22 protein-coding genes are annotated in these 23,239 nt (G+C 51.7%); 5 read left to right on the forward strand and 17 right to left on the reverse strand.

Annotation, left to right across the window (positions count from 1 at the left end; translation table 11 throughout):
• The first annotated feature begins 10 nt into the window (after positions 1 to 10).
• The 3 genes from FQ179_RS20380 to galU all read left to right on the forward strand — a co-directional run bounded on the left by FQ179_RS20380 (position 11) and on the right by galU (position 2,977).
• Positions 11 to 889: a biotin--[acetyl-CoA-carboxylase] ligase gene (locus tag FQ179_RS20380; RefSeq protein ID WP_149399217.1), complete on the forward strand. Its 879-nt coding sequence runs from the start codon at positions 11 to 13 to the stop codon at positions 887 to 889.
• The gene (locus FQ179_RS20385; protein WP_149399218.1) at positions 886 to 1,695 is read left to right on the forward strand and encodes a type III pantothenate kinase; all 810 of its coding nucleotides are present in this window, start codon (positions 886 to 888) and stop codon (positions 1,693 to 1,695) included. The genes FQ179_RS20380 and FQ179_RS20385 overlap by 4 nt, the downstream gene beginning before the upstream one ends.
• 445 nt (positions 1,696 to 2,140) lie before the next feature.
• Positions 2,141 to 2,977 carry a UTP--glucose-1-phosphate uridylyltransferase GalU gene (gene galU / locus FQ179_RS20395; protein ID WP_149399222.1) on the forward strand — a complete coding sequence of 279 codons (837 nt, stop codon included), beginning with the start codon at positions 2,141 to 2,143 and terminating at the stop codon, positions 2,975 to 2,977.
• Positions 2,978 to 3,056: 79 nt separating this feature from the next.
• On the opposite strand, the gene FQ179_RS20400 is transcribed toward galU, so the two are convergent.
• From FQ179_RS20400 to FQ179_RS20420, 5 genes are all read right to left on the reverse strand, one after another.
• Positions 3,057 to 4,382, reverse strand: coding sequence for a 3-deoxy-D-manno-octulosonic acid transferase (locus tag FQ179_RS20400; protein WP_149399224.1), 1,326 nt, complete (start codon positions 4,380 to 4,382; stop codon positions 3,057 to 3,059).
• A 78-nt stretch (positions 4,383 to 4,460) separates the two neighbouring features.
• Complete coding sequence (gene waaC, locus FQ179_RS20405) at positions 4,461 to 5,468, reverse strand: lipopolysaccharide heptosyltransferase I (protein WP_149399226.1); 1,008 nt, start codon at positions 5,466 to 5,468, stop codon at positions 4,461 to 4,463.
• A gap of 7 nt (positions 5,469 to 5,475) precedes the next feature.
• Complete coding sequence (locus FQ179_RS20410) at positions 5,476 to 6,429, reverse strand: DMT family transporter (RefSeq protein WP_149399228.1); 954 nt, start codon at positions 6,427 to 6,429, stop codon at positions 5,476 to 5,478.
• A gap of 1 nt (position 6,430) precedes the next feature.
• The gene (locus tag FQ179_RS20415) at positions 6,431 to 6,952 is read right to left on the reverse strand and encodes a gamma carbonic anhydrase family protein (protein ID WP_149399230.1); all 522 of its coding nucleotides are present in this window, start codon (positions 6,950 to 6,952) and stop codon (positions 6,431 to 6,433) included.
• A gap of 65 nt (positions 6,953 to 7,017) precedes the next feature.
• Positions 7,018 to 8,934: an acyltransferase family protein gene (locus FQ179_RS20420; protein ID WP_149399232.1), complete on the reverse strand. Its 1,917-nt coding sequence runs from the start codon at positions 8,932 to 8,934 to the stop codon at positions 7,018 to 7,020.
• A gap of 385 nt (positions 8,935 to 9,319) precedes the next feature.
• Here FQ179_RS20420 and FQ179_RS20425 point away from each other — a divergent pair, with 385 nt between their 5' ends.
• Both FQ179_RS20425 and FQ179_RS20430 read left to right on the forward strand, forming a co-directional pair.
• The gene (locus FQ179_RS20425; RefSeq protein ID WP_188074673.1) at positions 9,320 to 10,429 is read left to right on the forward strand and encodes an LPS O-antigen chain length determinant protein WzzB; all 1,110 of its coding nucleotides are present in this window, start codon (positions 9,320 to 9,322) and stop codon (positions 10,427 to 10,429) included.
• A gap of 160 nt (positions 10,430 to 10,589) precedes the next feature.
• Entirely contained in the window at positions 10,590 to 11,723 is a 1,134-nt protein-coding gene (locus FQ179_RS20430; RefSeq protein ID WP_188074674.1) for an exopolysaccharide biosynthesis polyprenyl glycosylphosphotransferase, read from the forward strand.
• A gap of 18 nt (positions 11,724 to 11,741) precedes the next feature.
• Here the strand turns inward: FQ179_RS20430 and FQ179_RS20435 are convergent, their stop codons facing one another.
• From FQ179_RS20435 to FQ179_RS20490, 12 genes are all read right to left on the reverse strand, one after another.
• Positions 11,742 to 12,548 (reverse strand): glycosyltransferase, encoded by an 807-nt coding sequence (locus FQ179_RS20435; RefSeq protein WP_149399238.1) that lies wholly within the window; start codon positions 12,546 to 12,548, stop codon positions 11,742 to 11,744.
• Complete coding sequence (locus tag FQ179_RS20440) at positions 12,545 to 13,603, reverse strand: O-antigen ligase (protein WP_149399240.1); 1,059 nt, start codon at positions 13,601 to 13,603, stop codon at positions 12,545 to 12,547. Before FQ179_RS20440 ends, FQ179_RS20435 begins: the two co-directional genes overlap by 4 nt.
• Before the next feature lie 150 nt (positions 13,604 to 13,753).
• Positions 13,754 to 14,791, reverse strand: a complete 1,038-nt coding sequence (locus FQ179_RS20445) for a glycosyltransferase family 4 protein (protein ID WP_149399242.1) — start codon at positions 14,789 to 14,791, stop codon at positions 13,754 to 13,756.
• 81 nt (positions 14,792 to 14,872) lie between these two features.
• A complete protein-coding gene (locus tag FQ179_RS20450) occupies positions 14,873 to 15,985 on the reverse strand; it encodes an N-acetyl sugar amidotransferase (RefSeq protein ID WP_188074675.1) in 1,113 nt (370 codons plus the stop codon).
• 19 nt (positions 15,986 to 16,004) lie between these two features.
• Entirely contained in the window at positions 16,005 to 16,754 is a 750-nt protein-coding gene (locus FQ179_RS20455; RefSeq protein ID WP_149399246.1) for an AglZ/HisF2 family acetamidino modification protein, read from the reverse strand.
• On the reverse strand, positions 16,751 to 17,368 hold the full coding sequence (gene hisH, locus FQ179_RS20460; protein ID WP_149399248.1) for an imidazole glycerol phosphate synthase subunit HisH: 618 nt from the start codon (positions 17,366 to 17,368) through the stop codon (positions 16,751 to 16,753). Before hisH ends, FQ179_RS20455 begins: the two co-directional genes overlap by 4 nt.
• Entirely contained in the window at positions 17,365 to 18,612 is a 1,248-nt protein-coding gene (locus tag FQ179_RS20465; RefSeq protein WP_149399250.1) for a lipopolysaccharide biosynthesis protein, read from the reverse strand. Before FQ179_RS20465 ends, hisH begins: the two co-directional genes overlap by 4 nt.
• Positions 18,613 to 18,639: 27 nt before the next feature.
• Positions 18,640 to 19,743, reverse strand: coding sequence for a DegT/DnrJ/EryC1/StrS aminotransferase family protein (locus FQ179_RS20470; protein WP_149399252.1), 1,104 nt, complete (start codon positions 19,741 to 19,743; stop codon positions 18,640 to 18,642).
• A gap of 3 nt (positions 19,744 to 19,746) precedes the next feature.
• The gene (wbpD, locus tag FQ179_RS20475; RefSeq protein ID WP_149396268.1) at positions 19,747 to 20,328 is read right to left on the reverse strand and encodes a UDP-2-acetamido-3-amino-2,3-dideoxy-D-glucuronate N-acetyltransferase; all 582 of its coding nucleotides are present in this window, start codon (positions 20,326 to 20,328) and stop codon (positions 19,747 to 19,749) included.
• Positions 20,325 to 21,269: a Gfo/Idh/MocA family protein gene (locus FQ179_RS20480; protein WP_149399254.1), complete on the reverse strand. Its 945-nt coding sequence runs from the start codon at positions 21,267 to 21,269 to the stop codon at positions 20,325 to 20,327. Before FQ179_RS20480 ends, wbpD begins: the two co-directional genes overlap by 4 nt.
• Before the next feature lie 64 nt (positions 21,270 to 21,333).
• A complete protein-coding gene (locus FQ179_RS20485; protein WP_255475084.1) occupies positions 21,334 to 21,714 on the reverse strand; it encodes a MarR family EPS-associated transcriptional regulator in 381 nt (126 codons plus the stop codon).
• Positions 21,715 to 21,770: 56 nt separating this feature from the next.
• Positions 21,771 to 22,955, reverse strand: coding sequence for an O-antigen ligase (locus tag FQ179_RS20490; RefSeq protein WP_188074676.1), 1,185 nt, complete (start codon positions 22,953 to 22,955; stop codon positions 21,771 to 21,773).
• Positions 22,956 to 23,239 lie beyond the last annotated feature (284 nt).

Here is a 23,239-nt window from a genome sequence, read left to right on the forward strand (position 1 = left end):
CCTCACGTCCATGACATCCAAGTTTTCACCCCCCTTGCCAACACCTGCCGAGATGATTTCGCAGCTTGGTACCGCCCTGCCATCCTTCAAACAAATAAGATGGGTTGAAAGTACCGAATCAACTAACGGCGACCTGATGGCGCTGGCCCGCAACGACCTCGGCCCAGTGGCACGCCCGTGGCTGCTGGGCGCACACCTGCAAGAACGAGGCCGGGGCAGAGCCGGCCGCAGCTGGCAGAACCGCGCCGGCGCCAACCTGATGTTTTCATGCGCATTTGATATTTTCCTTCCGGCGCGCCAGCTTCCTACGCTCTCGCCACTGGTCGGCCTGGCAGCCTGTGAGGCCCTACGCACTCTGGTTTCCCCAGCGCTGCAAAGCCATATCTCCATGAAATGGCCTAACGACATTCAGTGGCGTTTTGCCAAGCTGGCCGGGATACTGGTCGAAACCACCCGGGCGAGCACATCTCCCATCAGCGCTGACCACCACGTGGCCATTATTGGCATGGGTATTAACCTTGACGATGCACGTGCGTTAAGCCAGTCGCTGAACCGGCGCGTGGCAGACTGGTCTGAAGTCGCCCGCGAAGACAGCGTGGCCGCCGGTACAAGCGCATCCCTCATCGTCGCGCGCATTGCCCAGGCTTGGTATAACAGCCTCAATGAGGTCACGGCCTATGGTTTCGAATCTATGCCAGGCCGCTACGCGCACGTAGACGCGCTGGCAGGCCAGCATATTCATGTTCTGGATAATGGCCGCATCCTGCAGGCAGGAATTGCCTGCGGCATCGATATGGCGGGCCATCTGCTGGTGCGCACGCCCGATGGAGAAGTGCCCATACATGTCGGCGAGGTGTCAGTACGACCACGCGAGGAGCACGGGGCATGAAGTTACTTATTGATGTCGGCAACACCCGAATCAAGCTGGGCTGGGTCAGAAATGGCTTACGCGAAAGCCAAAGCCTTGCTCTGGGCCACCACGAGATCGACCGCCTGAGCGACTGGCTCGAACAGCTTGCCACGCGGCCCTCAGCAGCGATAGGCGTCAACGTCGCCGGACCGTACATCGCAGAGGCCATCGATGAAATCTTCACGACACAAGTCAACATAGAAACTGAGTGGGTGCACAGCCAGCCTCAAGCGGCCGGCGTGCGCAACGCCTACGATCATCAGCAACTGGGGGCAGATCGCTGGGTATCCATGCTGGGGCTGGCCACGCAGATTACACCGGGTGACGACACGCCGCTCCTGCTGGCCAGCTTTGGCACCACAACCACGATTGACACGCTTGAACCCACCGGCTCGTCCGAAACCAACACCGCTGCCGTGTTTCTGGGTGGGCTAATCCTGCCCGGCCCCTTGCTGATGACGAACTCCCTGGCCACCGGCACAGCGCGATTGCCCGTGGCCGACAGCCCCGCAGCCGCGTTCCCACTGCATACGCACGAAGCTATCAGCAGCGGCATCGCGGCCGCACAAACCGGCGCCCTCTTGCGTCAATGGCGTGAAGTGCTTGATCGACATGGGCGTGCGCCCCGTCTGTTCAGTTCGGGCGGTGGATGGCCGCTGGTAGAAAGCGAAATGCATCGCACCGTGGCGCGAGCCCAGGCAGACCTGGGGCTAGCACAGCAGCCCATACACTGGCTGCCGTCACCGGTGCTCGACGGGCTGGCGCAGCTTGCTGTCGCAGCATGAAAGCAAGTGATTGACGTCTTGCCGATATACGCTGGCTATTTCGAGGCTGGTGCAGCGCGCGTTGAAGGGCTTTGACCCGCTGGCGTCTGACTCGGCGGCAACGGCGCATTGAGCGTAATGGAAAACTGATTGCGCTCTGAAAGCTGCCGGGGCTGCCGGCCTTGCTCGCTGGGCGGAGGCCCGAAAAAGCCCTGGCCCAGTGCCAGCACAGCCAAATTTGCTAGAACAATGACAAGAAATAACGAACGCATGGTGAGGGCAGACCCGAAAAAACCGGCAAGGCACAGTGTAAACTTTATGCACATAGTTTAAAACAGGTGGGGCCTGCGTCAGACTATGTCCGCAACGTGCAGGCTCACGCTACAGAGCGCAGAGCCCCCGGGCATGCAAATTGCACAGCAAGCCAACACCTTCACAACGGCCGACACGCCTAACGACGCATTCTATGAAACCAATACGAAAAGCTGTTTTCCCGGTTGCCGGTCTTGGCACCCGGTTTCTTCCGGCTACCAAAGCCATGCCAAAGGAAATGCTGCCCATCGTCGACAAGCCGCTGATACAGTACGCCGTCGAAGAGGCCATTGCCGCCGGCATTACCGACCTTATTTTTATTACCGGGCGCAACAAACGGGCTATTGAAGACCATTTTGACAGAGTTCCCGAGTTAGAGGCGGAACTTGAGGCCAAGCAGAAGATTGAGCTGCTCGACCTGGTACGCAATATTCTTCCCGCCCACGTAAACTGTATTTACACCCGACAGTCCGCCCCGCTCGGCCTTGGACATGCAGTGCTTTGCGCCGCCCCCATTGTTGGCAATGAGCCCTTTGCAGTCCTGCTGGCCGATGACCTCATTGATGCCCGCACGTCGGTCACCCGTCAGCTTGTGGACGCCGCGCACCAACAAAACGGCAGCGTCATCGCCATTCAGGACGTCGCGCGCGAGCACACCAACAAATATGGCATTATTTCGGGCGAAGCCGTCAACGCAACAACCACCCGCCTGTCAGGCATCGTAGAAAAACCCAGCCCTGATCAGGCCCCTTCAACGCTGGCTGTAGTTGGGCGGTATGTACTCGAACCCGAGATTTTCGAGCATCTGCGCCAGACCCAAAAAGGGGTGGGCGGCGAAATACAGCTTACCGACGGTATTGCAAGCTTGCTTAGAGCCCGAGCAGTATATGGGCTGCGCTACGAAGGCGACCGGTATGATTGCGGTAGCAAGGCCGGATTTTTTCAAGCGACGCTGGCCCTCGGTAAAAAATATCACGGCTTGATACCCTAAGTGCCATGACCGCCCGGCAGGCTCTGATTACAGTATGCAGAGCCTGAAGGCAGGGCCACTTGCCCCTAGCGCTACACACTTATCGCCGGCTGATCTCATTAAGGCCGGCGAGCACACGCGCTACTGCCCCTGTGTGCTTTTGCACCCAGTGGGCACCGGCCTTGCCCATACGGCTCATGCGCTGCGGGTCTTCAAGCAATTGCAAGGCCGTATTGAGCGCGGCGGACGCATCAGGCACACGCAGCGCGGCACCCTCGTCCATGGCATCAACAACCGCCTGTTCAAAATTGCGGGTATGAGGGCCCACCAGCACAGGCACGCCCACCGCGCAGGCTTCTATCATGTTTTGCCCGCCCAGTGGCTGAAAGCTGCCAGCCACTATCGCCACATCAGCCAAAGCGTAAAACCAAGGCATTTCGCCCAGTGTATCGCCCAGCAACACAGCCGAACTGGTGCAGGACTGCAAGGCTGTCGAACTGCAGTCGCCTTCTTCGATAAGCTGCGAACGCCTCACAAACGTTAGCCCCGACTGCGCAAGCTGTGTGGCAGCGGTCTCGAAACGCTCTGGGTGACGTGGCACGATGCAAAACAATACTTTGTCGGAAAGATTGCGGCCCTGAGCCCGGGCGCGTTTGAGCAACTTACCTATGGCACGGATGAACAATTCATCTTCACCTTCGCGCGTACTTGCAACGACGATGACTTTGCGCACGAGTTTGGCGGAAAACTCTCGCCCCCGCTGGATTTTGTCGGCCGGCAGCGAAACATCAAATTTAAAATTACCGGACACCCCCACCGCAGAGGCACCGGCCTGTTCAAGGCGCTGAGCATCATGGAGGGTTTGCGCAAACACCGCCGAAAAACTGCCATAAGCGCGTCGCATGACGCTGCCCAGGCGTAGCGCCTGCCGCAAGGCATTATCTGAAAAACGAGCGCTCACAAGCATCATGGGCACCTGCGCCTCTGATGCCGCCATTAACAGATTGGGCCATACCTCGCGTTCGATAAGCACACCAGCGCGGGGCTGATAGTGGCTGAAAAAGCGGCGGGTGGCCCCCGGAAAGTCATATGGCAGCCACTGCACCTCCAGACGCCCCTTTGCAATGGCGGACGCAAACAGACGCTCACCTGCATCGCGGCCGGTAACTGTCATATGCGTGAGCAACACGTCTTCGCCCTGGTCAAGCAGGGCCTGTATAAACGGTGCGGCGGCGCGGGTTTCGCCCAAACTGACGGCATGCACCCAAACTGGCTCGCGCAGTGTACTGGGATGACTATAGCGACCAAAACGGGCACCTGAGCATACCTCCCAGTTGCCGCCAGCCTTGCGCGCACGAAGGCCCATCCAAACCAGCAAACCTGGTGAGAGAACCCTGATTAGCGCAGTGTAAAGAAAACGATTCAATGAAAATACGCCCTACTGAGTGGGACAGTCAGTTTATCGTATGTTTGCAGCCAGGCACCGTAATGGGCACTTCCACTGTTAGTTGGGCAATGGGTTGACGGTGCTGCCTGGCAGGTCGGCATGCCTGGTGTCTTCGAACTCGAGCGCCTGTTCAACCGCGCTTAAGACGGTCTCGGCGGAAGGGGCGCTGCCGCGTTCACCCAGACTGGCCGTATAAGATGGCCCTTCAAGCGGGGTTCGAACTGGCGTTGAAGCCTTATAAATACCTATGGTGGGCCGCCCCAAGCCGGCCGACAAATGCGTAAGCCCACTATCGAGGCCGACCATGATGCTCGCTCCCGCCAGCACCAAGGCAACCTCGGTCAGGCTCATACGAGGAAGCACTTCTGCGTGCGGATTGCCTTCTACTAGCCGGCGCGCTCTTTCGGTTTCGGCGGGGCTTCCCGAAAGCAGCTTAAGCGCCAGCCCGTGCTCTTGCAGCCTTGCAAAAACACGTTGCCAGTCAGCCTCAGGCCAAAGCTTGTCATCACGACTGGCAGACGGCATGATCACCGCGTAGGGTTGAACCTGTACCCCGCTGGTGATGGTGCCCAGCCCGAAATCAGCCTCGCCCGTATAGGTGTACCCGAGCGCAGCAGCCGCAAGTTGCCGCTGGCGGGTAACGGCGGGCTGCCAGAACTTGACGGTATGTTTGACGTTATAAAAAAATGAAGCAAGAGGTTCGCGTGCAGAGCGAAAATCAAGACCATGGCGCTCTCCGTGCGCCTGCCTGACCAGCCAGACCGATTTCATGAGGGCTTGCATGTCGAGCACGATATCGTAGTGTTGCTGCCCCAACTTGTGACGCAACGCCTTACGCGCGGCACGCGTTTGCGTCGCCCACCAGTGCTTGCGCCAGCGGCGATGGGCAACCGGTATGACCTCATTAACGGCCGGATGCCAGGATGGGATCTCGGCAAAACCCTCTTCGACAATCCAGTCGATTTGCGCACCAGGTACATGCCGGGCAATATCAGAGATAGCCGGCAGCATATGCACCAGGTCACCCAGTGAAGATGTGCGGACAATCAGGATTTTTTTTGTCATTCGCGAATTATAGGTTACGTCTGCGCCATTCAACCATGCCGATTGTAATTCCGCTGGCGCAGATAATACCTATGCCCAGCCACGAAAACGCGTCTGGAAACTGCCCCCAAACCCACCAGCCCAATACGGCCGCGCTGACGATCTGCAGATAAACAAAAGGCGCCAGCAGCGAAGCCGCCGCATGACGATAGGCCTGAATCTGAAGCAAATGCCCCAAAGCCCCCCAGAAGCCCGTGCTGATCAGAATCAGCCAGTGCCAGGCATCAAGCTGGGCCAACATGGGCAACGCATCGGGCAAAATAAATGGAAGCGCCAGCGTCAGGCAAATACTACCCACACCGCCACTCCAGATCAGGGTGGTAAAGGAGTCGTCGACGGCTACGCGGCGTGTTGTCAAAAACTGCGCCGCAAAAAGACAGGCTGTGAGCAGACCAAACAATGTACCTACCGGATCAAGACCAGCACCCGGACGGATCACAATCAACACCCCGGCAAAACCCACACCGGCGGCTACCCAACGCGACGTACGCGCCGCCTCTTTAAGCAGCCAGGGTGCGAGCGACAGCACGATAAGTGGCGCCAGAAAATTGATGGCAGTCGCTTCTGCCTGCGGTAAATAATGCAGCGTGGTAAAAAACGACATGGTCGCAAGCAGCATGACCGCGCCTCGTGCTATCTGCGCGCGCGGCCTGACACTGCGCAAGACACGTAGCCCGCGCACAGGCAATACCAAGCCCAGTACCAGCAGCAAGTGCACCACATAGCGCACCCAGCACAGCATGAGCAGCGAAACACCGCCCGCCATGACCCACTTACCGCTGGCATCCAGGCCAGACAGCGCCCAGGTAGAAAGCACCAGAAGAACAATACCGGCCAATGGCCGTGTGACGGCTGCCTTCACGGACGCAGCCGCCTGGCCGCGTTTGAGGTCACCACTCGCCACCCTGGCCCCAGCACTCATATTAAAGCTTGACCAGTTCTGTCTTGAAACGCGCAGCCCGATCCACGTAGGTACTCGAATTACGACGCAAGCCTTCAACCTCTTCATCACTGAGTGTGCGTATGGCTTTGGCCGGTGCACCAACAATAAGCGATCGCTCGGGGAATACCTTGCCTTCAGTAACCAATGCGCCCGCACCCACCAGACTGTCGCGACCGATAACTGCCTTGTTAAGCACGACTGCCTGGATGCCGATCAGCGAGCCATCTTCGATAGTGCAACCATGCAGCATTGCCTGATGGCCTATGGTGACGTTTTTGCCGATGGTCAGAGGACAGCCCGGGTCGGTATGCAGCACGGCGCCTTCCTGAACATTTGAACCCTCGCCAACCACGATAGGCTCATTGTCGCCACGGATGACCGCACCGGGCCAAACGCTGGTGCGTGCCTGAAGCTCAGCCTGGCCAATGATGGTGGCTTCATTTGCGATGAAGGCAGAATCGTGGATTTTGGGCGTTACATCATTCAATCTATAAAGTGGCATACCCGAGTCTCTCATTTTTAAAAAAGTTGCAACAAAATCTGCTTAAATCGTTCGCGAGAAACCCGTCAGGGAAGCAGTCTCTGGGACGTCGCGAATATATTACCCAATTGCGTGCTTCCGTAAACATTCAAATGATTGTCGTCGAAATACACGGGGACACCCTTATAAAGGCTGCGTTGATCGAATTCATCGAAAGCGGCTGTCAAGTCTACCCATTTAACACCCGGAATGTCAGTCACGACACTTTTCACGAGTAGGTTTGCTTTGGCTGCTTCGTCTGAGGTGTGGCGCTTCACATCAAGCCCCAGGCTTTCAAAATGAGCTAGCCTGAAAGGCGATATTGTCAGTCGTGGAACATCAGACAGAACATAAACAGGCACCTTCTGCGCAATCGTACGCAAAGTATTGCTGAACTTTTCGAGGTATCGTGGATCCGCCTTGTCTTCGGTCCATCCTAGTTGATACGCCCAGAACGAAGTAAACACTATGACATCATAGTTAATGTAATTTGACTGAAGGTAAACCTTTAGACGCTCACAGGGCTCCCGGGAGGAAGAAGGCAAGACATTTACATCTAATCCAAAAACGGGCGAGCAGGAGCTACCTGTTAGCACTCTTGAGGCCCATCCCTCCTTACGTCCCACTACATCCATGAACGCATTTAGCGAGGCGGCGTGGGAATCGCCCGTAACGAGTACCCGAACTTGCTTGGTGGCATCTCCCCTGACACAATGCTTATCAAACGTGCCGTGGCAAACGTCAACGCCGTAACTTCTCAGGATGATCTCAGCATTATTGGGTTCGGCCTTCGCCGGAAATAACATATGCGGAACTATGTAACCGACCAGCGGCAGCGTCACCGCGCCTGGCAAAAAATAAAACACCGACACTGCGTGTATAAACGACACATGTCGGCGGCGCGTTTTTTGCTCTACAAAAATGTAGTTTAACCCAGCGAGAAAAAACGCTGTAATTACAGCCAAAAGTAACCAGCTGATCGGTAATTCGTAACGCCCATAGACATAGCGCATGTATGCCAATATAGGCCAGTGCCAAAGGTAAAGTGAATAGGAAATTAAGCCAATACCTACCAACCCTTTGAGACTAAGCAGCTTATTTGCCCATGTGTTCGAGTAATTATCACACTGCCCCATGTACAGAATCAAGCCTGTACCCACACATGGAAGAACCGCGTTATAACCCGGATACAGAGAATCCTTGCTCAATAAGAACATTGGAGCTATTACTAATACCATGCCAGCTATAGATGCCGCCCCAGTCCATCGTGTGCTCCTGGGCTTATCCAATGAGCACACAAGTCCACCCATCAACAGCTCGCCAGCCCTGGCCTGCAACAAGAAATAAAGTCGCTGGTAGTTATCAGCATGACTCAACGCATACTGTGTCCAGACGAAACAGATAACAATCAAACTCGCAATTAAACCTGCCAACAGTCTGCGGCGAGTAATGTAACGCGAGATCGCTGTGCGCCGTACTATCAAGAAAAAAAGACCGACTGCCAAAGGCCAGAGCAAATAAAACTGTTCCTCCACGGACAGCGACCACGTGTGAAGTAGCGGAAACTCGTCGGAAGAGGCGTCGAAATATCCTTTTGCTCGCGAGAAGAAAATATTGGAAATGAAGAGCGTCGCGTACTTTGCCGACGCAGTCATTTCACGACTATCTTCCGGTAACAACAACACACAACCCACCGTTACCGAAATCAGCATGACAACGAAGAATGGCGGCAAGATACGCATTATTCGTCTGGCATAAAATGATCGCAAGGAAAATGTGCGATTCTCAAAATCACGTATTAAGATTCGTGTGATTAGATAACCAGATATAACAAAAAAGACGTCTACCCCAACGTATCCCGCCGGAACAAGACTGAAATTAATGTGAAAAAGAAACACTGTAACCACAGCAAAGGCCCTTAGCCCATCTATGTCGCTGCGGTACTCGTTAACTTTTATGAACATTTTTTTCTTCAATGAAGTGCGAGTGACAACAGTGCACCGAACCTAAAGATGTTGACTACAATGACGACTTTCAGAACACCCTACCCTGAAATGCTATAACGCATATAAAAAAATTTTGCCTACTGACTGCGTATAGATTCCTAAAAGGAACTGCCTCGTGGCTAAAAATATACAAACTACCCAAGCGCCGTGGCGGGCCCGTACAATTCGCCGATCTTATGCCAATCAGTTTTCCTGAATTTCGGTAGCGAGATACCCGTCGACTGAAAAACGAGAACTAAATTCGTGCAAATCTGTTAACTGCAATGCGCGAGTATACTGTCAACAAAAAGTGGGGCCGATCGGCGCACTTCCAAAACTACGTTAGCTGTTGTCCGGAGATAAAGTGGCAGACAAACGATCGAACCTTCGCGATTCCAGAAGTGGTGACGTTGACCTCGCTGTTCTGGTCTTGGGTCTGTGGCGTGGCAAAAGATTAATCACCGCATTTACGATCGCTGCGGCGGTAATTTCTTTGCTCTACATATATTTCGCCACGCCCACATATGAAGCCACTAGCAGAGTGATGCCTCCGACCGCTAGCGACCTAATCAGCTACAACGCCGCCAGTCAATTGACAGGTACGGCCATCAACGACATGATGGGGTCATCGAGCGACGCAGCGATTGCCAGCATCAAGATAATTACACCTGAAGATGCGTATGCCGCGTTTATCGTGCAACTGCGGTCCAGAGCGGTCATGCAAAAATTCTTTAACGAATACTACTCCCCGACTTTATCGGACAAATTAAAACTTAGCGAGCAGCGCTTATGGAAACGGTTGCAAAATGACGTCACCGTTACGCCCCCGCAGCAGGGAGATGTCAGCACCACGGTCACCGTAATGGCAGACGACCCTCGTCTGGCTGCAGACTGGGCAAATGCTTATACTCAGCTTGGTATGCAAGCCACCAAAAGCAATCTGATTGCTAACCTGGCAGGCGAAGTGGAAGTGCGCAAAAATGGCGTCAGACAGCAGATCGCGACGCTAAAACGTGTCGCAAAAGAGACACGCGCAACAAGAATAGTCAGGCTGAACAACGCCCTGGAAATCGCAGAGAAGATAGGTCTAGAAGAGCCATCACCCAGAGCGCTGAACATCACGATCAACGAAGCCAGCGTCAACGCCAACGGTGAAGGTTTGCTCTATCTGCGAGGCTCCAAGGCCTTACGTTCCGAACTCGCTGTACTTGAAAGGCGCAAGACCGACGACGCATACATCGAGGAACTTCCAGACTTACTCAAGAAACAGAGCTTGTTGGACAGCATCAAGCTGGACGCCAGCCAGTTGAAGGTCGCTCGCGTCGACTATGCCGCCAGGCCACCCGAGGATCCATCACGCCCGCGAAAGCTGCTTGTGCTGGCATTGGGGACGATCACAGGTCTGATGATGGGACTATTCGCTGCTCTAGCGGCTCAATTTTTCTCGCGAAGCTCTCGCGCAGCTAGCATGTAAACCCACCGGTAGATATTTATCCATGAGTGACCTGCCTACTCGCCGATTTCATCGAATTTACGAGCAAATCCTTCTATCGCCTTGGTTTCTCTTGGTTTTAGGATGGGCTACATCTGTCCTTGTGCCTCTCAGCCTACATGTGAGCTTGCAAGATACGCCAATGTCCACCCAAGGTCAGCGAACTGCCCTTGCAGTTACGACCCTTTCATTTGTAACCTGTCACTTCGCAGTCGAGAGACTGCGCAGGGCATACCCCGGGGGGCGGTCGGGCTTCTTCATCGCGCCACAAGTTATCATAATCTACATGTTGCTCGCATTAATTGTATTACTGATGCGAGCCGATATATCTAGACTTATTCTTGTAACATCGGGAGTATTCGCATTAATCTGGTTTTACCTCGAATACCTGATCACATCTCCGTATCGGCGGCCAAAGCTTGCGTTGGTAGGTTCTGGGGTTACAAGTAATCTGTTGACTATAGCGGACCTGGACGTTCGGATAATAAAAGATTTCAATTTAGGCAGCGTCCGTTATGACGCAGTCGTTGCCGATTTCGAAAATCTAGATGAAGCCACTGAACGATTTCTTACCCAGTGCGCCCTTAGACGTATCGCCGTGTATGATGCAAAAAGAATTTTTGAATCATTTACTGGACGCGTCCGTATCAACCAAATGTCAGAAAACAATATTGGGTCACTGCTTCCAAGCATAAGTTATGAAAGAATAAAATTCGCGATGGACATAGCCATCGTCTTATTGACGTTACCCATAGTTCTTCCCGTCTGTGTCATAACGGCCTTGTTAATTAAGATTGAAAGTCCGGGGCCGATCATTTTTACCCAACAGCGAGTAGGGTTGGGCAACAAAATATTCACAATCTACAAATTCCGCAGCATGCGCTTCGACGGAGTTGTCACGCAGCAATTCGCAGACGAAGAAGATCCACGTATCACGAGAGTAGGACGCGTCATACGTAAAATGAGAATAGACGAATTGCCGCAATTTATAAATGTGCTGAAAAACCAAATGAGTATTATTGGCCCTCGTCCTGAGCAGCCGGAATTCGTCGCACGATTCGATACGCTGATCCCGTTTTACAGTTACCGACATGTAGTAAAGCCAGGGATAACCGGCTGGGCTCAGGTTCGTCAAGGATACACAGCGGACGCCGATGCGACGCGAATTAAGATCGAGTACGACTTTTATTACATAAAAAACTGCTCAATCTACTTGGATATTCTCGTCGTTTTTCTGACCGTTAAAATCATGTTAACGGGCTTTGGAGCGCGATGAGCGCGTTGTGATTCCAACTCAGCGTAAGAATTTCAAATAAACGAACTCCCGCAAAGCGGCGGGCAAAAGTCGCGTTGGAATACGCTGCAGACAATTCAGCAACATACGGCCCGGGCCGATGAATCCAAGCTTAAAGAAACTGTACTGCACGGCTAATTCCTGCCTGGCGTATCGTAGCCCCCCACGGCGCTTGTACATATTTGCTGCAGTACGCATACGCACCAGAGGTTCACGAATATTTGCCGCCTGTGCCCCCCCTGCCAACATTCTGACCCACAGCGCATAATCTTCATAGAAATATTCGTTGCCGTACCCACCAAACCGCAGCACTGTTTCTTTGCGAAACATGACAGTCATATGATTGAAGGGATTTCTTTTCTTCGCGAACTTTAATATTGCGTCATGTGTTTCAGGAACGTTCTTGATAGCCCGCACCACGTCTGGCTCTTCAACGAACTCTACAACCGAAGAGCCAAAAACATCAACTGCGGGAAACTTCTCTATCAATTCCAGTTGCACTTCAAATCGATGAGGTTCATTGAGATCATCGGTATCAAAACGCGCAATCCAATCATAAGAGCAATGACGCAAGCCTTCGCTCAACGCTTTGCCCAACCCGACATTCGAGGACAGCGCCACGATCTTCAGGTTTAGCCCCGCCGCGTGCTTTTCAATAACATCTTTCAGCTCAGCCCGAACAGGACCATCCAACACCATTACAACCTCTGTTGGCAATACGGTGGATGCAGCTACGCTCTGCAACGCCTGGTCTAGGTTGGATGCGCTTTCGCCTTCATAGAGCGACATAAGCAAAGAAAACATCATAAACGCTCGCTCCTGGAGGGATACCTGGAATACACAGATGCCATCGCCGCCAACCCAAACCAAATATAGGGATAGAGATAACTGCGAGCCGCTATGATCCCGAGCAATGAAAATATCATCATTGCATACGCCGCCTCGAAATGATTATTACGTCCGCCTTGAATCAAGCCCTTTAATACGAAACTTAATAACAGAAATATCAGCACGATCGCTGGCCCAATTCCATAGGCACTTAGAAACGAAAGGTAATTATGCGCATAGTTTCCGGTGCCACCTGTAGCGACGACATCATACATATAATGCCCCAGCACCCAGTTTTCCCTCAGAAAATTAAGCTCCTGATATAACAGCACAACGCGTTCAGACATCGATGAGTCGTGATGAAAAAGAAATAATCGAACCATGCGGTGATCCGGCCCCAGAACCGACACGATAGTAGGCCCGAGAGCCGCCAGCAGCAAGACCGCAATACACGCCAACACCACTGCCTGAAGCTTATTTCGACAGGCCATAATAAAAAAACATGTCAGAATAAATGCTATAAATGAGAAGCGAGAATTAAGAAAAAACAATACCCATAAACTCACAGCGAATATCGCTAACGATTCTATCTTCTGACGTCTGCCGAGTAAAAAAAGAATGGACACGATAGCATAACAGTCAGAAAGTGTCAGATAAATGCTCGCATCAACTATGGCGGTGTGAAAATTGGGACCAATATAAAAAAAGCTTCCTATATATAACGATGTCGAAAACACCCATGACAGAGTGATTGCAGTGCTGAAACCAGTGGGGTCTTCCGCATACTCTTTGCCTATCAGAACTAATAATAGGGGTGCGACAGCAGTGTTGGACAGGTACCGGCCGAGCGTCCACCAGCTGACGTCCTCGGTCAAGACGAAGAGATAGAGACCCTGAACAGTTAGGATCCAAATTAACAAAAAGACAACTGACGTGAACGAAATACTAAATCTGATCCGTCTAGGAATCACGCAGGCTTTTATCAGGAACAAGAAAATCAGGGCCAAGGTGACGCACAAATAGATAGCGCTCACGTTGATCCGCCTGATGCCGAACATCGTTTCGGCGAATTTCCAGCTCGGGCCGAATGCGAAGAACAAAAAGAACCCAAGCTTTGATATCGTGGAGTAACTGCGACTGAGCGAATAATAATTATTGTTATCGTCCAACTGGAACCTCACCCATCAAATTGAAAGTTTTTTGGCCAATTTTGAGAGAATAATTCCTTTATCGATATACGGACGCGCCGATGCGCTCACGGTCTCACGAGAAGTGCCACGAACTGAGTCGGCATATTCTACTATCGCGCTAAGCTGTGCTGGCCCCTTTCGATAGTGGGGGTATTCTGCCGGGAAAACGTCCTGATGACCACTGTAAACGGGCAACCCTAGCATCAAGTATTCACGCACCTTGAGTGTACAGGCCTCTTGCATTCCTTTGCGAAACAGGGCGAAAGAGGTGAGACCCAACCAGCAGCGGCCTGCAATATCTCGTATATCTTCGGGGCTCCTCAAGCCATGTATGATTACTCGGCTGTCGGCCAGACAAAGCCCCAAGTCGGATGGAAACACGTTACCAACCAAGTGAAGACGAAAGTTTCTTGAGGTATTTTCCAGGTCATCCAGCAAGTAATCAAGGCCATGCCACGATTCAAAATCATTGGCTACGAACAGTAATTCTGGTATTTCGCCCCGTGTGTCAAGTAACGCATTATCTTGATACCTTACGCCATTTGGATAAACGAACGTTGGCTTATCGACGGCAGGTATCCTGGATTTTTCGTACTCACATAACTCCTGCGTTACTCCAACAATGCCAGCTGCCCTTCGAAGCGCCTGCTTTCCTATCAACGTGTCGGCGGCAGCCCTTAGCCTTCCTAACAAAGTGCCCTTACTCTGTAACTCAGCGATTTCCATTGTGTGATGCACCAGATAAACAGGCTTGCGACTGAGCATAATGAAGAAAAGCTGAAAAGGATCATGAACGCTATAGCGTAAGACATACACATCGACATCTGTCTGAGCTCTCAACCATCGCAAGTATGCAATCCTGATGCTGATCCACGTAATCCCCATGGAAAACACATTGTTTTTGGGTGCCTTACTGGAGTTACCAACGAAGATTTCTCCTGAAACAAAATTTGAGTTATTGGTCATTATTCTGCTTTGCCAGCTAAGGCCAATATCCTGGGCCGCCTGTTGTTCCCAGAGCATCTGTTGCACTATTCCCGCCATTGGGCGCAAGAGTAGCGCTGCATGTAGATATCGCATATGTCTCAGAAAATTTATGTCAATTTCAAAGTATTATTTTGCGCCGGTCATGCGTTTATACATTTTCGCTAACATCTGCCAACGCTCGTAGTTGCTGGGATAGTGATCGTGCGCGACCCGAGGCGCATCAAGATACGCATCCAGCTGGGCTCTGGTCCATCCCATCTTCTTCAGGAAATAATTCATATCCAGGTCGAGATCAGCTCGATTAGGGTAAGGGCTATTCTCCAGATCTCTCAACGCATGTTCGCGATCCATCTGCCCTGACATGATTAATGTACTGAGGTGCACTCGACGCTTATCAACGTTGAATTTTCGAGGCAAAATATAGCCTTGATAAAACCGAGTAAAGATTGACTCATAATGCTTGTACGGATATGGCTTATACCCAAATCTGGACTGGAGCTCACTCATAGCATCAAATTTATTAAACTCCATCAAGTCTAGAAATGAAATCCATTTAATCTTTTTAATAATTGCGAACTTAATATAATCTTTAATACCAAACAAAGGAAATGTCGTGATCTTTACCGAGGAGAACTGACTCGCAATACTTTTTATGTTCTTCTCGTCGAATTTAAACCAGTTCCATTCGGAAGGTATATCCAGACCCTCAGTAGCGTGATTCGTGCCGGCCAAGATATGCTTCAAGCCGTACTTGGCTGCTTGCTGATAATTTACAGCAGTCATTGCGTTATCATAAAGAAGTTCCACATCGATAACATTAGCGTCGAAAAAAGACTGCATTAGTTGCCGATACTCATGCCATTCAATAACGTGCGTATATAAATCAACATTCAATCCGTTGATCAGATTTTCAATATTATTTTGTGCGAGCTCCGAATTCCAACCGTTATCCATGTGTACGGCAAGAGGCCTAAGCCCATGCTCCACCGCTTTTACCAATACCCAGGAACTATCTACCCCGCCCGACACGCCTATAATGCAATCGTATCGCTTTCCTCTCCCTTGATGTTTCACTTCAGAGATAAGTTTATTCAGCCTCTGCTGTTTTTGCTCCGCATCAAGATGCTCGACAGTTTCCGACTTTAATTCGAATGATCTACAGTAATTGCATACCCCATGCTCATTGAACTCAATATCATTAGCGCTTTCATCCATCACGCACCGGCTGCAGACTTGCATTGTAGTCACCATCAAATAATTACTGGAGTTCGAAAAATATTTCTTTTGGATAATTAATTAATACCGCTCGATGAGGCCCCTTGAAAACAAAAAGAGCGCCGGCGGCGGCGGCAGACGCTCCGACGCGCAGGGCATTTTTCAGGTGTTCGGCGGAGCCGGCCCCGCCTAAGGCTATCAATGGTACTGCGACAGATGACGCTACGGATTTGATCAAATCCAGATCATAGCCATCCATCACGCCGTCATGATCCACGGAGTTAAGCAATATTTCCCCTGCTCCCGCATCGATTCTTGCCTGGATGTACTCGGAAAGGTTGGCGGTTAACAATTTTCGAGTTCGCGCACAATAAACCCAAGGTTTACGGCGCCAATCTCTTTTGATATCTACAGACAATACAACACTTTGTTGTCCGTATTTACGCGCAAGCGCAGATATTAAAGAAAGATCGTCGAGCGCAGCCGTCTGCAGACTCACCTTCTCGATTCCAAGATCGAATATCCTGGTGGCTTGAGAAAGTGTTCTGATGCCTCCGCCATAAGTAAGCGGCATAAAGCATTCTTCGGCAAATAGTCTTATTACTTCAAAATCCGGCTCCGAGCCGTTTTTTGATGCGGTTATGTCTACAACTATTAGCTCGTCAACTTCTTTATCATTAAATATCCTGATAGCGTTAGTGGGGTCGCCCACATACTTCGGATTTTTGAACTTGGTGGTTTTTACCAATCCGCCATTGCTAAGAGAGAGAACGGGAATGATACGAGGTCTCATGCTGGTATATCCATAAAGTTCTTCAAAAGCATGAAACCGAAACGATGACTTTTTTCGGGGTGAAACTGTACTCCCATGACGTTATCTCGTTCGAATGCCGCCACGAAATCTTCTCCGTGAGTAGCAGTGGCGATCACATCCGACGTACACGTTGCCTCCACTTTGTAAGCATGCACAAAATAGAAACGCACTTTCGCTTCACCCAAAGGCAGGAGATGATTGGCTCTTATAACTTTCAGATCTGCCCATCCCATGTGCGGCACTTTTAGCTCCGGTGTTTTTCGAGTATCGAAACGACGAACGTGAGCGCTGATCCACCCCAGCCCCTGCTGCTCCCCCTCTTCGCTGTCCAGACACATCAGTTGCATACCCAGACAAATGCCGAGCACCGGTTTCTTTCGCTGATGAGCAAAAACGTCCAACGGTTTCAGTAGATCTCTGTCTTTTAGCTCGTGCATGCCATGATCAAACGCACCCACGCCGGGAATAATCAATTTATCAATTTCGGATAGCTGCGCTGCAGTGCCAACTTTTCTTGCTTGCCCTCCATTTTTCTCGATCATCCGGATGACGGAATTTATATTTCCGCACCCATAATCCAAAACTCCGATCATTGCAGTTCGTTCCTTAAGGGTTGATTCCCCTTACTATATATATACGATATTATTAAATACACTATATATAAAACTGAATATCCCCATGAGTAAAGCAGAATGGCGCCATGAACACTCGATGAGTAACTTAAACTCACCACAGTTACCAACAAGAGGGCGATCTGCCAAAACAGATCAACCTGCTGTTTATTAACTATATAAATGATATAACTCAGGGGACTAGCGACGAATCTGAATGCAAACATTGGCAACAATAGAACGCTGTAAGTACCAGCTGTCAGCCATTCAGCTCCGAATGCCAGACCAAAAGCTGGTTCAGAAAGAAAATAAGCAGAAAGCACAAAAATCAGACTACCCCCAGACAATACGAAGAAAGTACGCATATACTCCGAGCGGCACTCTCCTCTATCCCTGTATGCGACAGAGGCTTGGCGCTTAAACACATCCAAAACGGCCTTCCCCAAGAACGACAGTGGCATCCCTAGCACACGGATCGCTAACGCCAGGAAACCAGCACTCTCCGCCCCAAAACGGGAGGCAACTATCAATACAGGAAGCTGTATAGCTAGTGCGTTAATTGTGTCGGCAGGAAGCGAATATATCGGAAACTTTTTATGTCGCCTCCAATAACCGACCGTCAGCTTTTTCCATTTACGCAGAGGGGGTATCGACAGGGTCATAATCTTTACAGCGACTATCTGGCTTGCCAACAACCCTATTCCGAACGCGAAAGCAAGCGAGCTTGCTGAAGCTATTAATTCACCGGCGATTATTTGGGGAACAACTACGCATACTGCTTGCGTAACCCGCAATATGTTTAGTTCTCGATAACGACCATCTGCAGCTGCCCAAGATTGCCATATCTGATTTAATGAAAACAGTATAGAACAGGGAATCAATAACCCAAGCAGATAAATGTTGTTGAAGTATTCGTTCTCGATCAAAAAGTAGTAAATGGCAACGCTACCTGCGCCTAACAAGCCTAATAGAAAAGTAGTAATCAAGACAACGAATGCGGCGATATTTCTAAATCGTCCATCTCTTTCAAGAACCAAAGAGATTTCAAGACGGGCGGTTAACATTGTCGACGCGACGACCACTACACCCAGCCATGCTGAAAATTTACCAAACTCTTCAGGACCATATTGGCGTGCAATGATTAACGCGCCGAGTACCGGTATAAGCTGTGCAACAGCAGAGCCAGTGAACACGGAGAGAACGTTCCGCCAGTAATTAGGCATCATTGGCGTCACCTGAGTCCGCAGCCATATTCAGATAGCCATCTCATTAGAAATGCGAAGCAATGTTTCAGCGATCTCTCGCATATCGCGCGATGTGAGGTAAGGGCTCATCGGAAGACTCAGCACTTCACCCGCAGCCCCGTCACCCTGAGGCAGATGCGCAGTAAGATCCTCCACCGCGGGCTGTTTATTCAGCGGCGTTGGGTAATGAATGGCATAAGGTATGCTGGCGCGCTTCAAGCCCTTCTCAAATTGCTCACGGTCTTTAACACGCACGGTGTATTGTGCATATACGGAAACATTGTTAGCTGAAACATGAGGAAGGCCGAGCAACTGGTTGTCCTTCAGAGTTTCAGCATAACTACGTGCCACTTCATTTCTCAGTTCAATTTCCTCAGGAAATATCTCCAACTTAGGCAGCAAAATGGCCGCCTGCAATGTATCGAGCCGGCTGTTCACGCCCACGCGAATATGATGATAACGGCGATCCTGCCCGTGACGTGCCACCTGGCGTATCACCTTGGCCAGCTCTTCGTCATTGGTAAAAATCGCCCCGCCGTCCCCGTAGCAACCCAGCGGCTTGCTGGGAAAAAAGCTGGTACAGGCGACGGTGGTCAGGTTGCACGAGTTGCGCCCCTTGTAGGTCGCGCCAAAGCTCTGGGCCGCATCTTCGATGACAGGTATACCGTGACGCGCGGCAATTTCATTGATGGCGTCGTAGTCGGCACACTGGCCGTAAAGCGAGACCGGGATAATGGCCTTGGTGCGCGGGGTAATGGCGGCTTCGAGCAGCGCAGGGTCCAGGTTATAGGTGCGTGGATCAATATCCACGTACACGGGCTTGGCGCCCAGCACCGCCACCGTCTCGGCAGTCGCAATGTAAGTAAACCCGGGCGTAATAACTTCATCGCCCGGCCCTATGCCCAGTGCCATTTGCACAATTTGCAGCGCATCGGTGCCATTGGCACAGCTAATGCAGTATTTGGCACCCACAAAGGCGGCCAGTTTTTCTTCGAGCTCAGCAACCTCTGGCCCAAGTATGTATTTGCCATGGGCCAGCACGCGCGCAATGCCCGCGTCGATCTTGCCCTTAATGCGGTCTTGCTGCGCTTTCAGATCAACAAATTCAATCATGGTTCAGGCTTCCTGCTTGTGGAGTTGTTTGCCCTTAAGCACATACTGGGCGCTGGTATGCTGGCACTGCACCTGGCCTTCGCCTTCAATGGGCAGGTTTAGCTGCTCGCCAAATTCGCTCATCCAGCCGATTTGGCGTGCCGGCACCCCGACCATCAGAGCATAATCAGGCACGTCTTTATTTACGACGGCGCCAGCGCCCACAAAGGCGAACTGGCCTATGGTCACGCCGCACACAATGGTGCAGTTGGCCCCCAGCGTGGCACCTTTTCTGACCAGCGTATCGCGGTACTGATCTTTACGCTCGATGAGCGAGCGTGGGTTGTAGACATTGGTAAACACCATGCTGGGGCCACAGAACACGCCTTCTTCCAGCGTAACGTTGTCGTACACCGACACGTTGTTCTGCACCTTGCACTGGTCGCCGATGACGACCTTGTTGCCAACGAATACGTTTTGGCCCAGCGACACGCCTTTGCCGATACGCGCGCCCGGGCATACATGCACAAAGTGCCAGACGCGTGAGCCTTCACCTATCTGCGCGCCTTCGTCCACAATGGCGCTCTCGTGTTGGTAGTAGCTCATTTCTTCAGAAATGGATGGTAGTCGCCCTGCAGCGGGGCAATGGTCGCATTGCGGATGGCGGCCACGGTGGTGATCGCCGTGCGGTTCTCTTCCAGCCCAAACCCGCGCCCGGCCAGAATCTCTTCGTAGCTGCGGTTGTGCAGATCGGTAAAGCCACCGGAAAACTCGATTTCTTCGCCATCGACGGTGATGGAGCGGTAGGTGCGCTGGCCGTTGTCGCGCGCGGCCTGAGGCACGTCTTCGATGTCTACCGACAAGAACCAGCGTACGCGGGCGTTTTCGTATTCGAGGTAGCCGGCCGCTTTGGTGTCGCTGGAGTGATGCACCACATTTTGCTGCAGCTCGCCAAAGATGAAGTGCAGCATGTCAAAAAAGTGAACGCCTATGTTGGTGGCGATACCGCCGGCCTTTTTGGCATCGCCCTTCCACGACTGCATATACCAGGCACCACGCGACGTTATATACGTTAAGTCTACTTCGTGTTTGGTGTCTTTTGCAGCAGCACGCACCTTGTCGCGCAAGGCCACGATGGATGGATGCACGCGCAGCTGAAGTATGGTGTTGATCTTGTGCCCTGTATCGCGCTCGATATCCATCAGCCCATCGATGTTCCAGGGGTTGAGCACTAACGGCTTTTCGCAGATGGCGTCTGCACCCGAGCGCAGCGCAAAGCGCATGTGCGAGTCGTGCAAATAGTTGGGCGAACAGATTGAAACGTAATCAACCCGTCTGTTATCAGTCGATCGACGAATTTTATCGAGATGGCGATCAAAACGCTCAAACTCGGTAAAAAACGACGCCGTCGGAAAATAGCTGTCTATGATGCCTACCGAATCGTTGGGATCAAACGCCGCAACAAGGTTGTTGCCAGTGGCCTTGATGGCTTGCATGTGGCGTGGTGCGATGTATCCAGCCGCACCGATAAGCGCAAAGTTTTTCATTTTTAGTGTCTATGTAAAAAAAGGCAGATAACTAGAACAGGCATGTTGTCACTGTGTGCTTGCTTTAGCGATGCCTCTCGTATTCATCGGTCACATCGTTTTTTGACATGGCTTCGTTTCTTAACAGCTCAATATCTGCCTTCAAAACTTCATATTCATACATTTTTTGCTTAAGGAATCGGGCTGTAAGCTCGGCTTTGGCAGCAATGCCTGCCGGTGTCAACAAATAGGCATAGGCAACCTTGTTGCGGCTGTTGCGAAAGTTGTTGATCTTGAGCAGGCCTTTGTCGAGCAGATGCCTTACGCAATAATTGGTTTTTCCCAGGCTAACTCCCAACCGCTCTGCCAGCTCGCGCTGGCTTAGTTCTGGATGAGCCTCGAGCAGCCGCAATACCTTCAGGTGGCTCTCTTCGTACAGGTCTGAATGGGGCACCATTACACTCATGTTCAATCAATGAACGGATCGTAGCATGTCATAGTGGAGCCGTAAGCACAGAAATGTTACAAAGCGTGGGCATTGTGTACGGGCTGGGTTTTGATTTGCCAGCGCAACGCGCCCCAAAATGTAATCAGCGAAATGATGAAAAACAATAACGTGTTATTGCGGCCAAGCATGATCTGCGTCTGGCTAAAAATCACGAAACAGCCCACCAATGACACACCACACACAGCAAGATACTGTGCAACTGGGTCTGCCGACCTCAATTGGCGTACGAAATACACCAGCGACAAGGCCAGCAGCGCCAGCACAGGTACCAGTCCCAACATGCCCTGAAGCACCCAAAGTTCCAGAAACGTATTGTGTGTATTCGCGAGTTTTGTTACTGAAGAGGTGAACGCGCCGCTCGTCACTAAACGCTCTTTCTCTTCTTTGTAGCCTGCCTCACTCCACCCCATGTAGGGTTTCTGCGGGATGATGACCGTGAGGGCACGCCATACCTCAAAACGAGCCCCCAGCGACGACTCTGTGTTTCCCCGTTGGTACATTTGTACGTCTTTGACGGCCAGCTCGAACCTGGACTCGACCATCGGTACCGTATACACGGCGATCACACTAGCTGCAATAATGCCCACAAATGTGGCTGCGACCCATTTCATATTGGATCGTCGCATGTAGGCTGCACAGAACACCAACATTACGAACGGGATCGCAACCCAGCCACCACGTGCGCCTGACATGATGGAGGCATAGCTTCCGCCAGCGACACCCAACAGCGACGCAGCCCGCCACAAAGCGGGCTTGCGGAACAACCAGTCGCTAGCCACAAAGGCTGCGACACAGAACACAGCCATCATGAGGGCGAGATCACCAAACTGTATGCCGCCGGTAAACCCAGCGGCTCGCTCTGCGCCAAGTGAGTATCTTTCCCACGCTGCAACCGTTCCGGCCGCTATTCCGCCCACAATAAACCCGGCGTTCAGCCAGGACAGCTTTACCGGATGGGCCAGCATCAGCAAAAAAATGGGAATCGCCAACAGATAACGGCTGGGCAGATCCAAGCTCTGCAGATCATTGCCGTGATAGCGCCAGCTGATGGCCCCGACCACAAATATGACCAACATGAGGGCGACCAAGATTTTGTCATCGCGCGTTAGCGAAATGGCTGGGCGCGTGGCTAGGTAATAGATACTGCCCACGATCAGCAATACAGCACCGAGCGCATAGCCTCGAGGGGTACCCAGCATAAACGCGAAAAACAAAAAAACTGAATACGACGCCCACGACGAAAGAGGCGTAGCACCGTCGGAATATGGCGTTAAAGGCTGCATAGGTGAAGGCATGGGCGCGGAGACGAACGAATAACTAAAGACAGCCGGATAATAGCACCGAGATTAATCGCAAAAGTTCAGATTACACTCTGTCATGGCGTGAGGCCTTCGGGCTGTTCAGCGACAATAAGCGAGTGTGGCCCATTGCCCTGCCGAGTTTGCTGCTCGTGCGGGCCCGTTGCTTAATATTATGAACAACC

This window comes from Pusillimonas sp. ANT_WB101 (assembly GCF_008369125.1).
Classification (GTDB): domain Bacteria; phylum Pseudomonadota; class Gammaproteobacteria; order Burkholderiales; family Burkholderiaceae_B; genus Allopusillimonas.

Bases quoted from the DNA above. Each gene is read 5' to 3' on its own strand.
- FQ179_RS20485 (WP_255475084.1), bottom strand. From the start codon at position 21,714: ATGAGTGTAATGGTGCCCCATTCAGACCTGTACGAAGAGAGCCACCTG.
- FQ179_RS20435 (WP_149399238.1), bottom strand. From the start codon at position 12,548: ATGATGTTTTCTTTGCTTATGTCGCTCTATGAAGGCGAAAGCGCATCC.
- wbpD (WP_149396268.1), bottom strand. From the start codon at position 20,328: ATGAGCTACTACCAACACGAGAGCGCCATTGTGGACGAAGGCGCGCAG.
- FQ179_RS20380 (WP_149399217.1), top strand. From the start codon at position 11: ATGACATCCAAGTTTTCACCCCCCTTGCCAACACCTGCCGAGATGATT.
- FQ179_RS20490 (WP_188074676.1), bottom strand. From the start codon at position 22,955: ATGCTGGGTACCCCTCGAGGCTATGCGCTCGGTGCTGTATTGCTGATC.
- galU (WP_149399222.1), top strand. From the start codon at position 2,141: ATGAAACCAATACGAAAAGCTGTTTTCCCGGTTGCCGGTCTTGGCACC.
- FQ179_RS20385 (WP_149399218.1), top strand. From the start codon at position 886: ATGAAGTTACTTATTGATGTCGGCAACACCCGAATCAAGCTGGGCTGG.
- FQ179_RS20410 (WP_149399228.1), bottom strand. From the start codon at position 6,429: ATGAGTGCTGGGGCCAGGGTGGCGAGTGGTGACCTCAAACGCGGCCAG.
- FQ179_RS20470 (WP_149399252.1), bottom strand. From the start codon at position 19,743: ATGATTGAATTTGTTGATCTGAAAGCGCAGCAAGACCGCATTAAGGGC.
- waaC (WP_149399226.1), bottom strand. From the start codon at position 5,468: ATGACAAAAAAAATCCTGATTGTCCGCACATCTTCACTGGGTGACCTG.
- hisH (WP_149399248.1), bottom strand. From the start codon at position 17,368: ATGATCGGAGTTTTGGATTATGGGTGCGGAAATATAAATTCCGTCATC.
- FQ179_RS20430 (WP_188074674.1), top strand. From the start codon at position 10,590: ATGTCCACCCAAGGTCAGCGAACTGCCCTTGCAGTTACGACCCTTTCA.
- FQ179_RS20480 (WP_149399254.1), bottom strand. From the start codon at position 21,269: ATGAAAAACTTTGCGCTTATCGGTGCGGCTGGATACATCGCACCACGC.
- FQ179_RS20455 (WP_149399246.1), bottom strand. From the start codon at position 16,754: ATGAGACCTCGTATCATTCCCGTTCTCTCTCTTAGCAATGGCGGATTG.
- FQ179_RS20465 (WP_149399250.1), bottom strand. From the start codon at position 18,612: ATGATGCCTAATTACTGGCGGAACGTTCTCTCCGTGTTCACTGGCTCT.
- FQ179_RS20420 (WP_149399232.1), bottom strand. From the start codon at position 8,934: ATGTTCATAAAAGTTAACGAGTACCGCAGCGACATAGATGGGCTAAGG.
- FQ179_RS20415 (WP_149399230.1), bottom strand. From the start codon at position 6,952: ATGCCACTTTATAGATTGAATGATGTAACGCCCAAAATCCACGATTCT.
- FQ179_RS20450 (WP_188074675.1), bottom strand. From the start codon at position 15,985: ATGCAAGTCTGCAGCCGGTGCGTGATGGATGAAAGCGCTAATGATATT.